The 12863-nt window shown below is 68.9% G+C and carries 15 protein-coding genes and 1 pseudogene; 8 read left to right on the top strand and 8 right to left on the bottom strand.

All coding sequences use genetic code 11. The features are described from left to right. From GWK61_RS46190 to GWK61_RS46170, 5 genes and pseudogenes are all read left to right on the top strand, one after another. Positions 1-470: pseudogene (locus GWK61_RS46190) on the top strand (hypothetical protein); the annotation flags it as partial. A gap of 21 nt (positions 471-491) precedes the next feature. After that, positions 492-905, top strand: coding sequence for a roadblock/LC7 domain-containing protein (locus GWK61_RS46185; protein ID WP_041543529.1), 414 nt, complete (start codon positions 492-494; stop codon positions 903-905). Positions 906-963: 58 nt separating this feature from the next. Continuing rightward, positions 964-1320 (top strand): DUF742 domain-containing protein, encoded by a 357-nt coding sequence (locus GWK61_RS46180; RefSeq protein ID WP_015796412.1) that lies wholly within the window; start codon positions 964-966, stop codon positions 1318-1320. Positions 1321-1335: 15 nt separating this feature from the next. Beyond that, positions 1336-1944, top strand: a complete 609-nt coding sequence (locus tag GWK61_RS46175; RefSeq protein ID WP_194919200.1) for a GTP-binding protein — start codon at positions 1336-1338, stop codon at positions 1942-1944. A gap of 134 nt (positions 1945-2078) precedes the next feature. Next, positions 2079-2384: a hypothetical protein gene (locus GWK61_RS46170; protein WP_194919199.1), complete on the top strand. Its 306-nt coding sequence runs from the start codon at positions 2079-2081 to the stop codon at positions 2382-2384. Here GWK61_RS46170 and GWK61_RS46165 read toward each other — a convergent pair. Beyond that, entirely contained in the window at positions 2362-3045 is a 684-nt protein-coding gene (locus GWK61_RS46165; RefSeq protein WP_194919197.1) for a flavin reductase family protein, read from the bottom strand. The genes GWK61_RS46170 and GWK61_RS46165 overlap by 23 nt on opposite strands. Before the next feature lie 51 nt (positions 3046-3096). Next, a complete protein-coding gene (locus GWK61_RS46160) occupies positions 3097-3987 on the bottom strand; it encodes a LysR family transcriptional regulator (protein WP_194919195.1) in 891 nt (296 codons plus the stop codon). 81 nt (positions 3988-4068) lie between these two features. On the opposite strand from GWK61_RS46160, the gene GWK61_RS46155 reads away from it, so the two are divergent. After that, positions 4069-4473, top strand: a complete 405-nt coding sequence (locus GWK61_RS46155; protein WP_194919193.1) for a RidA family protein — start codon at positions 4069-4071, stop codon at positions 4471-4473. Between the two features lie 58 nt (positions 4474-4531). After that, on the top strand, positions 4532-5284 hold the full coding sequence (locus tag GWK61_RS46150) for an alpha/beta fold hydrolase (RefSeq protein ID WP_194919191.1): 753 nt from the start codon (positions 4532-4534) through the stop codon (positions 5282-5284). Between the two features lie 323 nt (positions 5285-5607). Here the strand turns inward: GWK61_RS46150 and GWK61_RS46145 are convergent, their stop codons facing one another. Continuing rightward, positions 5608-6246, bottom strand: a complete 639-nt coding sequence (locus tag GWK61_RS46145; RefSeq protein ID WP_194919188.1) for a TetR/AcrR family transcriptional regulator — start codon at positions 6244-6246, stop codon at positions 5608-5610. 88 nt (positions 6247-6334) lie between these two features. On the opposite strand from GWK61_RS46145, the gene GWK61_RS46140 reads away from it, so the two are divergent. Next, positions 6335-7336, top strand: coding sequence for an oxygenase MpaB family protein (locus GWK61_RS46140; protein ID WP_194919186.1), 1002 nt, complete (start codon positions 6335-6337; stop codon positions 7334-7336). Between the two features lie 5 nt (positions 7337-7341). Here GWK61_RS46140 and GWK61_RS46135 read toward each other — a convergent pair whose 3' ends face one another. The 5 genes from GWK61_RS46135 to rpsO form a co-directional block, all read right to left on the bottom strand. Continuing rightward, positions 7342-7785, bottom strand: a complete 444-nt coding sequence (locus tag GWK61_RS46135; RefSeq protein WP_194919184.1) for a tetratricopeptide repeat protein — start codon at positions 7783-7785, stop codon at positions 7342-7344. Positions 7786-7807: 22 nt separating this feature from the next. Next, the gene (gene dapB / locus GWK61_RS46130; RefSeq protein ID WP_194919182.1) at positions 7808-8584 is read right to left on the bottom strand and encodes a 4-hydroxy-tetrahydrodipicolinate reductase; all 777 of its coding nucleotides are present in this window, start codon (positions 8582-8584) and stop codon (positions 7808-7810) included. Then, the gene (locus GWK61_RS46125; RefSeq protein WP_194919180.1) at positions 8581-9900 is read right to left on the bottom strand and encodes a M16 family metallopeptidase; all 1320 of its coding nucleotides are present in this window, start codon (positions 9898-9900) and stop codon (positions 8581-8583) included. Before GWK61_RS46125 ends, dapB begins: the two co-directional genes overlap by 4 nt. 5 nt (positions 9901-9905) lie before the next feature. Then, positions 9906-12125, bottom strand: coding sequence for a polyribonucleotide nucleotidyltransferase (locus tag GWK61_RS46120; protein WP_194919178.1), 2220 nt, complete (start codon positions 12123-12125; stop codon positions 9906-9908). Positions 12126-12457: 332 nt separating this feature from the next. Further along, the gene (gene rpsO, locus GWK61_RS46115) at positions 12458-12727 is read right to left on the bottom strand and encodes a 30S ribosomal protein S15 (protein ID WP_194919176.1); all 270 of its coding nucleotides are present in this window, start codon (positions 12725-12727) and stop codon (positions 12458-12460) included. Positions 12728-12863 lie beyond the last annotated feature (136 nt).

The following is a 12863-nucleotide window of genomic DNA, read 5'->3' as shown; positions in this document are numbered from 1 at the left end:
CCGGAGCCCCGACCCCGCCGGCGCCGTCGGCCGCCGACACCGCGGTCGGCGGTGCGGCCCGGCCCGCCGCACCGCACGAGGAACCCAAGGAGCCCATGAACGACGACCAGAGCTCCGCGGGACAGGCCTGGCAGTCGCCGGGTGACGACGGATGGAAGGCCGCCCAGGTGGTCAGCAAGCCGGTCGCGGCCGGGCTGACCCCCAAGGGCCTCCCCAAGCGCGTCCCGCGGTCCAACCTGGTGCCCGGCTCGGCGGACGGCAGCGGCGCCGCCAAGACCGCGCCCTCGCCGATCCCGGCGCGCTCGGCCGAGGCCGTGCGCTCCCGCCTGGCCAGCTTCCACAATGGGCTGCGCCAGGGCCGCGACGCCGCCGGCATCCCCGGCGAGTCGCAGCCCTCCGATCCCGCCAACCCCACCGCGTCCGACGGCCCGGCCGCCTTCGGTGCTCCTGAGCCAGGAAAGCAGGACTGAGCTACCGTGAACGACCCGAACCTGACCCAAGCCGCCAGGAATCTCAACTGGCTGATCACCAACTTCGTGGACCGCGTCCCGGGGGTCGCGCACACGGTGGTGGTCTCCTCCGACGGCCTGCTTCTGGCGGTGTCCGACGGATTCCCCCGCGACCGGGCCGACCAGCTGGCGGCCGTGGCCAGCGGCCTGTCGTCGCTGACCCAGGGCGCCGCGCGCATCTTCGAGGGCGGCGCGGTGACGCAGACCGTCGTGGAGATGGTCCGTGGTTTCCTGTTCGTGATGGCCATCTCGGATGGTTCGGCCCTGGCCGTACTCGCTTCCTCGGATTGCGACATGGGCCTGATCGGCTATGAAATGGCCCTGCTCGTCGAGCGGGCCGGCGACGTCCTGACGCCGGCACTGCGTGCCGAGCTCCAGTCGTCGCTGCCGCGCTGAGAGGACGCCCGGTGACCCCCCTTCCCCAAGCCGAGACGAGCGACAGGAGCACGCGGCCGTGAGCAGCGCCCACGATTCCTCGCCCCTCGTCCGCCCCTACGCGCTGACCCGGGGCCGCACGCGGGCCCGTTACCAATTGCCCATCGAGGCGTTGGTATCCACGACGGACAACGGACGATCGCGCCTTCCCGGCCGGGAGCCGGAGCACCAGCGCATCTGCGAGCTGTGCGTCGAGCTGAAGTCGGTCGCGGAGGTCGCGGCGCTGATGCGCATGCCGCTGGGGGTGGTCAGGGTGCTGTTGGGCGACATGTCGGACGCCGGCCTGGTCACCATCCAGCAACCCGGCGAGACCGATTCCGGCCAGCCCAACCTCGCGCTCCTCGAACGAGTCCTCATCGGGCTCCGCAATCTGTAGAAAGGAGGCCGTGCAGTGAACTACTCCCCTTACGGACAGGAGCCCGAGCCGCAGCCCGCGGTGGGCCCGACCACGTCGGTGAAGATCGTCGTAGCCGGCGGCTTCGGCGTCGGCAAGACCACCTTCGTCGGCGCGGTCTCGGAGATCGCCCCGCTGACCACCGAGGCCGTCATGACCGCCGCCTCCGAGGGCGTGGACGACCTCAGCGTGGTGCCGGGCAAGGTCACCACCACGGTGGCCATGGACTTCGGCCGGGTGTCCCTGGACCGCGAGCTGATCCTTTACCTGTTCGGCACACCGGGCCAGAACCGCTTCTGGTTCATGTGGGACGACCTGTGCCGCGGCGCCATCGGCGCGGTGGTGCTGGTGGACACCCGCCGGCTGGCGGACTGCTTCTCGGCCATCGACTACTTCGAGGACGCCGGCCTGCCGTACATCGTGGGCGTGAACTGCTTCGACGGCATGCTCACCCACGAGGTCGCCGACGTGCGCGAGGCGCTGTCGATCCCGCCGGACGTGCCGGTGGTCACCTGCGACGCCCGCAGCCGGGAGTCCACCAAGCTGACCCTGATCCGCCTGGTGGAGCACGCCATGTCACGCTTCGCAGCGGCGGCGGCATCCTAGGTAGGCGACGATCACGTAACGCCGAGGGCGGCACCGGGTTCCGGTGCCGCCCTCGGCGTTTACGCTCCTTGCATCCACTGATGTCCGCCAGTGTCAGCCAGTGTCCGCCAGTGTCCGAATCAGGCAGGTCCAGCATGTCCGGAACGATAGCCCTCACCCGCCGCAGCGGGTTCCAGCTGCGTCCGCGGCCCTACCGGGTGTGGATCGACGGTGTCGCCGTCGGCCGGCTCGCGCAGAACGGCGCCGCCGAGTTCGCCGTGGACTCCGGCGTGCACGTGGTCGAGCTCTCCCTGGACGGCATGTACTCCAAGAAGGTCTCGGTGGAGGTCCGCGAGGGCTCCACGCGGCGGCTGCACTGCGGCGCACACGGCCCGCTGGCGTTCAGCGCGTTCGGGCTGCTGCTCCCGGGCCTGGCGATCAGGCTGACGCTGACCCACTGAGCGCGGGTTCGGCGCCGACACCGTCCGTTACCGGAAGGTTCCGCAGAGTGTGCGGCATCATCCAACCGGCGGCCAGCCGCGAGGCGTGCACCGGCTGCCCGCCGCCGAAGAACTCGCAGAACTTCATGATCAGCGGGTCCCACGCCTCCGGGTCGATGTAGTGCGTGCCCGGGATGACCAGCTTCTCCTCGACGTGTGTCCGGAGCACTTCGACCTCGAACGCCGTCAGATGTCCCTTCCCACCGACCGGATGCGCCGTGGTCAGCCGGCACTCCATCTGGATCGGGCACTCCAGGATCCGAGGCGGGGAAACCAGCTCTGAGGCCTGCTCGGTCAGCCCGGCCAGGCCGAACTTGTCGCGTTCGGTCCGGTAGCCCTGCTCTATGCGGTACGGCGAGATCTCCTTGCGCGCCGTGGTCATGGCGATGCGGTCGACGTATTCGACCATGTCGGAAGAAGGCAGGTTCAGGACGCACTCGCCCTCGCGGGCGATATTGGCGGAGGTCTGCGAGGAGTTTCCCAGCCCCAGCACGGCGTTTCCGTCGAGCCACCAGGCCGAGGACATCGGGGCGATGTTGGGGGTGCCGTCCTCGTTGCGGGTCGTGATCAGGACGACGGGGGTTCCGAAATACAGGACTTTGATACCGGGAACGGTGTGCATGCATCAATCGTCCGCCGCGCCGCTCGTGCCTACTGGCGGATTCCGGACGTGTCACCGATCAAGGGCGGGCAGTCCCAAGAGCTCCAGAAAGGCCGTGACCGCCGCACTGTCTTCCACGCCTTCGGGCGTCGCGACGAACACCGACCGCGGGGTCACCTCCTGCGGATCCAGCGCCACCACGACCACGTCCGATCGCACCGCGGCGGCCGCCAGCGTCGGGACCAGGGTGACGCCCAGCCCGGCCGCCACGAACCCCTGCTTCGCGGACCATTCCAGGACCACGTAAGGGATCCGCGGCTGGAAGTCCGTGTCCTGCACGCCGGCGATCAGCGTGTCTTGCGTGCGCGGCTGACCCGCGATCCAGTTCTCGCCTTCGAGATCGGACAGCGACAGCAGGTCCCGGTCCGCTAGGCGATGGCCGAGCGGCAGTGCCACCGACAGGGCGTCGTCCATCAGCTTGCGCAGATGTACGCCCTCGAAGGCCGGCTCGGGGTGCGCGGTACCGATCACCGCGAGGTCCAGGTCTCCTTCGCGGACGTCCACGACCAGCCCGCGGGTGAGCCCTTCGGTGTGTGTCACGACGACCGCCGGATGCGCTTGCCGGAACCTCGCGATCGCCCCCGGAATCAGGGCCATGTCGGCCGTCGGGATCGCACCGAGCCGGAGGCCCCCGCCGCCCAGCGTCCGGACGGCCCGTACATCGGCCACAGCGGCCCGTAGACGGCCTACGACGGCCGTCGCGTGCGGGACCAAGGCCCGGCCTTCCTCCGTCAGCCGTACGCCCCGTGGGAGGCGGTCGAACAGCGGGGTGCCGACCGACGATTCCAGCGCGGCTATCTGCCGCGATATCGCCGACTGCGTGTAGCCCAGCGAACCGGCCGCCGCGGTGAACGACTCGCGCCGCGCAACCTCCAGGAAGACTTCGAGCAGCGCGGTGTCCATGGCGAGCCATGCTAGCCGGGCATGGGATTCATGCCGACTATTCGCTTCTGGTATCACGGCGCGCGGACATAGCTTCGCCCCATGACCGCTTTCACTCTCGACAATCCCGCCGGCGTCCCCAGTTCGCCGCACAAAGCTTTCTCCAACGTCGCCGTGATCCCGCTCGGCGAACGCACACTGCTGATGCTGGCCGGCCAGGTCGCCTGGGACGACAACCACAAGATCGTCGGTGGCGACGACCTGCGCGCCCAGGCCCGCCGTGTCATGGACCTGATCAGCGAGGTGCTGGCGGCACACGGCGCGACGCTGGCGGACGTCGTCAGCCTGCGCACGTTCCTGACCGACATCTCGCGCATCCGCGAGTACGGCGACGTGCGCGGCGAGTACTTCCAGGGGCTGCCCGCACCGACCAGCACCACGGTCGAGGTCGCGTCGCTGTTCCTGCCCGAGGCGCTGATCGAGGTCGAGGCGACCGCCGTCATCTGAAACCATATCGAGGCCGTTTTCTCAGGTCAGCGGCCCACAACGGGCCTATCCTGGCTGAGTGCCAACGGTTCGAGTCGGCGACATCGACGTCTACTACGAGATCCACGGCGAGGGCCCGCCCCTGGTGTTCATCGGCGGCCTCGGCGTGGATCTGACCGTGTTCGCACCCTTCACCGACCTGCTGGCGCGCAGCTTCCGCGTGATCACCTTCGACAACCGAGGCGCCGGCCGCACCGACAAGCCGGACACGCCGTATTCGATCCCGATGATGGCCGACGACACCCTCGGCCTCATGGACGCCCTCGGCATATCCCGAGCCAACGTGGTCGGCGTCTCCATGGGCGGCCGCATCGCCATGGAACTCGCCGCCGAATACCCGACCCGCATCGACCGCCTGGTCCTGATCTCCACCGCCGCCACCGGAACCGGCCGATTACGCATGTCACTCCCGGCACGGCTCCTGGCCCTCGCGAAACGCCTCCACCTCCTCCGCGGAGCAGGCGAACTACAGCGCCAACCGCACTACGCGCACCACCACCAACTCACCGCCGGCACCACCTACGACGGCACCGACCGCCTCCCCGCCATCAACGCCCCGACCCTCATCCTCCACGCCCGCCGCGACCGCAGCATGAAGCCCGCCGCCGCCCTGGCCACCCGCGTAGGCATCCGCGACTCCGAGATCGAGTTCTTCCGCGGCGGCCACATGTTCTTCATGCTGACCCAACGCGACGCCGTCGCAGCCCGCGTCGAGGACTTCCTGCAGGACTGGCGCGACCGACGCTGGCCGTCGACGCTGGCGCAGATCTGATCGGTTTGCTGGTCGGGTTCGCTTGCCGAGTTCGCTGACTCCGGTTCGCTTGGCGAGTTCGCTGGTCGGGTTCGCTGGTTCGGCTTGCTGATCGGGTTTGCTAGTTCGCTTTCCGGTCGGGTTTGCTGGTTCGGTTTGCTGGTTCGGCTTGCTGGTCGGGTTCGCTGGTTCGGCTTGCTGGTCGGGTTTGCTGGTTCGGCTTGCTGGTCGGGTTTGCTGGTTCGGCTTGCTGGTCGGGTTTGCTGGTTCGATTTCCGGTCGGGTTCGTTGGTTCGGTTCGTTGGTTCGGTTCGTTGGTTCGGTTCGTTGGTTCGGTTTGCTGGTCAGCGAACCAACCCCACAGCCGCCCGCAACCCCTTCACAAACCTCGCCGGCTCATACCTCCCCGGATCGGTCAGCACCAGCCGAGCCGCCATCTCCGCGAGCGTCACCACCGTGTGCGCGATCAGCTCCGGATCCAGATCGGCCGGCGCGTCGAACGTCCGCGTGATCCACCGCCCCAGCTCCTCCGCCGAGGCCAGCACCAACCCCCGCGCCTCCTCCCGCGCCGCGTTAAACTGCGGGGGCATGTCGGCCATCGGCAGCACGATGCAGGACCACCGCTCCGGCGCCGCCCGGACCGCCGCCAGGAACCCGTCGAGCGCGTCGGCCAGGACATCCGCGGGATGCGCTCCGTCCTTGAGCCCCTTGCGCAGCCCCGGCAGCAACTCCACCAGCTGCTCCAGCGCGGCCCCCTGCTCCCGCCGCAGCAACTCCCCCAGCAGCGCCTCCCGGTTCGGGAACACGCCGTACACCACGGGCTTGGTGACCCCGGCGCCCGCCGCCACCGCCTCCATCGTCACCGCCGCGTGCCCGTCCTGGACGACGATCCGCAGCGCCGCGTCCAGCAACTCCCTGCGACGCTGCTCGATCGGTACCCGCGGCGCGTACTCCCGCCGCCGCCGTCCGTTCTCCGCCGCCACACCGGCCCCTTTACAAAGCTACTCCCGCGTAGCATATTGCTACGCGCCGGTAGTAATTCCGGCTCCCACTGTAGAGGAGGCACACAAGATGCCCCACCCCAGCGCCGAAGAAGTCCCGGTCTCCCCCGACCGCGGACCACTGCGCAGCCTCGACAACGGCTTCTTCGGCCCGGACTCGGTGAGCTGGAGGGTCTGGACGTCGCCGACCTCGCTGATCGGCTTCCAGCGCGCCGTCGTACTGGAGCACTTCGACCCTTCGCTGGCCGCGGCGGTCGCCGACAGCGGCGGCATCTACGAGGACCCGCACGGCCGCCTCGACCAGACCCTCGCCTACTTCCTAACAGTGGCCGTCGGCGACAGCCGCACCGTCGTTCAAGCCTCCGAATTCCTGATGCGCGTCCACGCCAAAGCCACCGGCGTCGAACCCATTACCGGGAAACGCTATAGCGCCAACAACCCAGAGTCCCAACTGTGGATCCACATAACGGGATGGCACAGCGTCCTGAAGTGCTACGAGCTCTACGGCCCCGGCCGCTTGTCCAAGACCGACGAGGACCGCTACTGGGCCGAGTGCCGCATCGCCGCCGAGCTCCAGACCTGCGACCCCGCCGACGTCCCGCGCAACCGCGAAGAGGTCAAGGCGTACTTCGAGAAAGTGCGCCCGCAGTTGAGCTCCTCAGAACGCGCGCACCGCGGAATGCACTACCTGCTCTACCCGCCGTTCAGAAAGGTGGGCTTCCGGATCTGGGCCGCGTCCCGCTTCACGGCGATCCTCAGCATTCACTCGCTACCGACATGGATGCGCCGTACAGGCGGGTTCCACCAGTGGCGACTTATAGACCTCGGCATACGTATAGCGCGGCCATTCATCCGCATAGGGACGCGCATCGCAAAGGTGCCGCGCATCGGGATCACCGTCATCTCACCGGTCGCCCCGGTAACCGGCAAGGTTCTGCGCCAGCACTACAGATCAGCACCGCCGCAGACCCCTGCGGTCCTCAGCCCAACGCAAGCCCGCGAACTCCACGGAACGATGGGCTCCCGCCGCTCCGATCAGCAGCAGGCAGTGACCCCGACCCCGAACCGATAGCCGGATCAGGCCCGCTGACGGTCCAGCTCGATAGCCCTGCGCAACGCCTTACGCGCCCGCGACCGATCCCGGGCGTCGTTGTAAGCCAGCGACAGCCGATACCACCCGCGCCAATCCTCCGGATCGGCCTCGACCTCGGCCTTACGTTTCTCGAAGATCTCGTCGGCGGCCTTCAGATCCGGCCGCCCCGAGGGCCGTCGCGGCACCTCCTCGGTCGGCCACAGACCCTCGGCCTCCAGCCGCGTCCCGAGGCGCGAAGAGGCGTTGCCCATCCGCACCTCGGTGACCACGAACCAGGCACCCACCACCGGCAGCATCAGCACGCCGAGCCCGAACACCACGAGCACCGGCTTCCCGGTCGCCATCAGCCACACCCCGCGCTGGACGGCCAGCAGCAGGTAGAAGCACAGGATGACGACCAGGATCAAGGCCGTGGTGCGGTTGCGCATAAGTAGGGTGCCTATCGAGGTTCTACAGATCCAGCAACGCGTCCAGGCCGACCGTCAGGCCGGCCGGGAGCGTCCCGGTCTTCTTGCAGGCCAGCACCACACCGGGCATGAACGAGGCGCGGTCCAGCGAGTCGTGGCGGATCGTCAGCGTCTCGCCGACGGTGCCGAGCAGCACTTCCTGGTGCGCGATCAGGCCGCGCAGCCGGACCGAGTGCACCGGGATGCTCTCGACCACCGCACCGCGGGCACCGTCCAGACCGGTCTTCGTGGCGTCGGGCATCGGCGCGCTCCCGGCCGCCGCGCGGGCCTCGGCGACCAGCTCCGCGGTGCGGGTGGCCGTGCCCGAGGGCGCGTCGACCTTGTCCGGGTGGTGCAGCTCGACGATCTCCACGCTCTCGAAGTACGGCGCCGCCGCCGCCGCGAACCGCATCATCAGCACGGCGCCGATGGAGAAGTTCGGGGCGACCAGGACCCGCACGTCAGTACCGTGCAGCAGCGCGCGGACCTGGTCCTGCCGGACCTCGTCGAAGCCGGAGGTGCCGACCACCACGTTGATCCCGTGGCGGACGCAGAACTCGATGTTCTGCACGGTCACGCCGGGGTGCGTGAAGTCGACCGCGACCTCGGCGCCGGCCTCGACCGCGCGCTGCGGGTCGTCGTCGGCGTCGATCTGCGCGACCAGGTCCAGGCCCGGCGCGTCCAGCACGGCGCGGCAGACTGCCTGCCCCATCCGGCCGGCCGCCCCGAACACCGCGACCTTCACGACCGACTGCCCCAGAGCGTGCGTCACACTGGTCATCCCAGGGCCCCTTCGAACGATGAAGCGTCCTCGTAGTCGCCGATGACCGCGATCGCCTGGGGGCGCCGCAGGAACTCCTCGGCGACCTCCTTGACGTCCTCCAACGTCACCGACTCCACCCGCTCCAGCAGCTCCTCGATGGTGAGGTGCTCGCCGTAGACGAGTTCGTTCTTGCCGATCCGGGTCATCTGCGACCCGGTGTCCTCCAGCGAGAGCACCGTGGACCCGCGCACCTGGCCGATGCCGCGGCGCAGCTCCTCCTCGGTGACGCCGCCGTCGGCGATCTTGGCGACCTCGTCGCGGCAGATCTTCAGCACCTCGGTGAAGTTCTCCGGCTGGCAGCCGGCGTAGACGCCGAACATGCCGCAGTCGGCATGGTGCGTGGAGAAGCTGTAGACCGAGTAAGCCAGGCCTCGCTTCTCGCGGACCTCCTGGAACAGCCGCGAGGACATGCCGCCGCCGAGGATCGTGGACAGGATGCCCAGCGGGTAGCGGCGGCGGTCGTTGCGGGCCACGCCCGGCACGCCGAGCACGACATGCGTCTGCTCGGTCGGCTTGGACACCAGGCGCAGGCCGGAGTGCGAGACGCCGCAGTCGCCGCCGATGCGCGGGACGACCGGCTGGCGGTCGGCGTCCCGGACCCCGCGGGCCTGCGCGAACGCCGCGTCCACCAGCGCCACCACCACGTCGTGGTCGAGGTTGCCGGCCGCCGAGACCACCAGGTGGTCGTCGGTGTAGTGGGAGTGGTAGTACTCGGCGATCGCGTCCCTGGTCAGGGCGTTGACCGACTCGACCGAGCCGAGGATCGGCCGGCCCAGCGGCGAGTCGCCGAGCAGGGCGAAGGCGAACTCGTCGTGGATCTGGTCGGCGGGCTCGTCCTCCGTCATCGCCATTTCTTCGAGGATGACATTGCGCTCGGAGGCCACGTCGTCGGGGCGGATGAGCGCGGAGGTGACCAGATCGCAGATCACGTCGATGGCCAGCGGCAGGTCGGTGTCGAGCACACGCGCGTAGTAGCACGTGTACTCCTTGGCGGTGAAGGCGTTCATCTCGCCGCCGACCGCGTCCAGGGCCGCCGAGATCTCCAGCGCCGACCGCTTCGCCGTGCCCTTGAAGAGCAGGTGCTCCAGGTAGTGCGTGGCTCCGGACTCCTCGGCGTGCTCGTCGCGCGAGCCGATGCCGGTCCAGATGCCGAACGTCACGGACCGAACAGATGGCATGGTCTCGGTGACCACGCGCAAACCGCCGGGCAGGACGGTACGGCGCACAGTGCCGTTGCCGTTCTGCCCGGCGATCAGGGTCTCGACCGGGTACAAGGCTGCTACTCGGCCTTCGCCTCAGCCTTGGCCTCGGCGCCCTCGCCCTCCGGCAGCACCGGGATCAGCGAGAGCTTGCCGCGGGAGTCGATCTCGGCGATCTCCACCTGCACCTTGTCGCCGACCTTGATCACGTCCTCGACGTTCTCCACCCGCTTGCCGCCGGCCAGCTTCTTCAGCTGGGAGACGTGCAGCAGGCCGTCGCGGCCGGGCATCAGGGAGACGAACGCGCCGAAGGTCGTGGTCTTCACCACGGTCCCCAGGTAGCGCTCGCCGACCTCCGGCATCGTCGGGTTGGCGATCTGGTTGATCGTGGTCCGCGCGGCCTCGGCGGCCGAGCCGTTGGCGGCGCCGATGTAGATCGTGCCGTCGTCCTCGATCGTGATCTCCGCGCCGGTGTCCTCCTGGATCTGGTTGATCATCTTGCCCTTCGGGCCGATGACCTCGCCGATCTTGTCCACCGGGATCTTCACCGAGATGATGCGCGGAGCGAACTCGCTCATCTCGTCCGGGACGTCGATGGCTTCCATCATGACGTCCAGGATGTGCAGGCGGGCGTCCTTGGCCTGCTTCAAGGCGGCGGCCAGGACCGAGGCCGGGATGCCGTCCAGCTTGGTGTCCAGCTGCAGGGCGGTGACGAAGTCCTTGGTGCCGGCGACCTTGAAGTCCATGTCGCCGAAGGCGTCCTCGGCCCCGAGGATGTCGGTCAGCGCGACGTACTCGGTCTTGCCGTCGATCTCCGCCGAGACCAGGCCCATCGCGATACCGGCGACCGGCGCCTTCAGCGGCACGCCGGCGTTCAGCAGGGACATGGTCGAGGCGCAGACCGAGCCCATCGAGGTGGAGCCGTTGGAGCTCAGCGCCTCGGACACCTGGCGGATCGCGTAGGGGAAGTCCTCGCGGGCCGGCAGGACCGGGACGAGCGCACGCTCGGCGAGGGCGCCGTGGCCGATCTCGCGGCGCTTGGGCGAGCCCACGCGGCCGGTCTCACCGGTGGAGTACGGCGGGAAGTTGTAGTTGTGCATGTAGCGCTTGCGCGTCTCGGGGTTCAGCGTGTCCAGCTGCTGCTCCATCCGGAGCATGTTCAGCGTGGTGATGCCCAGGATCTGGGTCTCGCCGCGCTCGAACAGCGCCGAGCCGTGCACCCGCGGCACGACCTCGACCTCGGCGGACAGCGGACGGATGTCCCGCACGCCGCGGCCGTCGATACGGACCTGGTCGCGGATGATGCGCTCGCGGACCAGCTTCTTGGTCAGCGCGCGGAACGCGCCGCCGATCTCCTTCTCGCGGCCCTCGAACTGCTGCGCGAGCTTCTCCACGACCAGCGCCTTGACGCGGTCGAGCTCCTCCTCGCGCTCCTGCTTGCCGGCGATGGTCAGCGCGTTGGCCAGCTCGGTCTTGGCGGTCGCGGTCACGGCCTCCAGGACGTCGTCCTGGTAGTCCAGGAAGCGCGGGAACTCCGCGGTCTCCTTGGCGGCCTGCGCGGCCAGCTCCTGCTGGGCCACGCACAGCGCCTTGATGAACGGCTTGGCGGCCTCCAGGCCGTCGGCGACGACCTCCTCGGTCGGGGCGGTGGAGCCGCCGGCGACCAGGGCCACGGTCTGGCTGGTGGCCTCGGCCTCGACCATCATGATCGCGACGTCGCCGTCGTCCAGCACCCGGCCGGCCACGACCATGTCGAACACGGCGTCGGCGAGCTCGGTGTGGGTCGGGAAGGCGACCCAGCGGTCCTGGATCAGGGCGACGCGCACGCCGCCGATCGGACCGGAGAACGGCAGGCCCGCCAGCTGCGTGGAGGCCGAGGCGGCGTTGATCGCCACGACGTCGTAGAGGTGGTCCGGGTTCAGCGCCATGATGGTCGCCACGACCTGCACCTCGTTGCGCAGGCCCTTCGCGAAGGACGGACGCAGCGGCCGGTCGATGAGCCGGCAGGTGAGGATCGCGTCCTCACTGGGCCGGCCCTCGCGCCGGAAGAACGAGCCGGGGATGCGCCCCACGGCGTACATGCGCTCCTCGACATCCACCGTCAGCGGGAAGAAGTCGAGAGAGTCCTTGGGGGACTTCGAGGCGGTGGTCGCCGAAAGGACCATCGTCTCCTCGTCCAGATACGCGACGACGGACCCGGCGGCCTGACGGGCCAGCCGGCCCGTCTCGAAGCGCACGGTGCGCTGGCCGAACGGGCCGTTGTCGATCAAAGCCTCGGTGGTGAAAACACCCTCGGACAAGAGGTACTCCTCAGTTCGTATGCGGCGGACTGAAGAGGACGCGTTTGTCGTGGGCCCACGCCGCCGTGTGGCGGCCCGGTCTTCGATCGAAGCCCCCGGGTGCGTTACATCCCGAGGGCCACTACCGAAGATCGGCGCCCAACCGGCCACTTCGACGCGAGCCACGTCGCGCAGTGCCTCTTCAGTTCCCTAAAACGTATTGAACTTTTCCGCTACCCACTCTAACCGGAAAAGTCGCCAGCTTGGTCCGGCCCGGCACACAGCGGGTACACGACAGGAGCGGTCCGTGACGAACGGACCGCTCCTGCTCACAGCATGTGGCTGGGAACCGGCTAGCGGCGCAGCCCCAGCTTCTCGATCAACGCACGGTAGCGCACGATGTCGGTCTTCTGCAGGTAGCCCTGCAACCGCCGCCGCTGCCCGACCAGCAGCAGCAGACCCCGCCGGCTGTGGTGGTCGTGCTTGTGGAACTTCAGGTGCTCAGTGAGCTCGTTGATCCGGTACGTGAGCAGCGCGATCTGCACTTCCGGGGAGCCCGTGTCGCTCGGCCCGGTCCCGTAGTCCTCAACGATCTTCTTCTTCGTAGCTGCGTCCAGGGACACCTGTGACTCCTCGTAAGATTGTGGTCGCTGAGCGCCCCCGGTCGTCTCCACGGGGAACCACACCAACTCGCGGCCGACTGCCAACGGTACCACCCCCGCACCCGCCCCACCGCCACACCCCGGGGAGGCCCCACAC

It is taken from the genome of Catenulispora rubra (assembly GCF_015356825.1).
In the GTDB taxonomy this organism is placed as follows: Bacteria; Actinomycetota; Actinomycetes; order Streptomycetales; family Catenulisporaceae; genus Catenulispora; species Catenulispora rubra.
The sequence above is the reverse complement of the archived record's forward strand: the minus strand, read 5'-3'. Positions and strand labels throughout refer to the sequence as shown.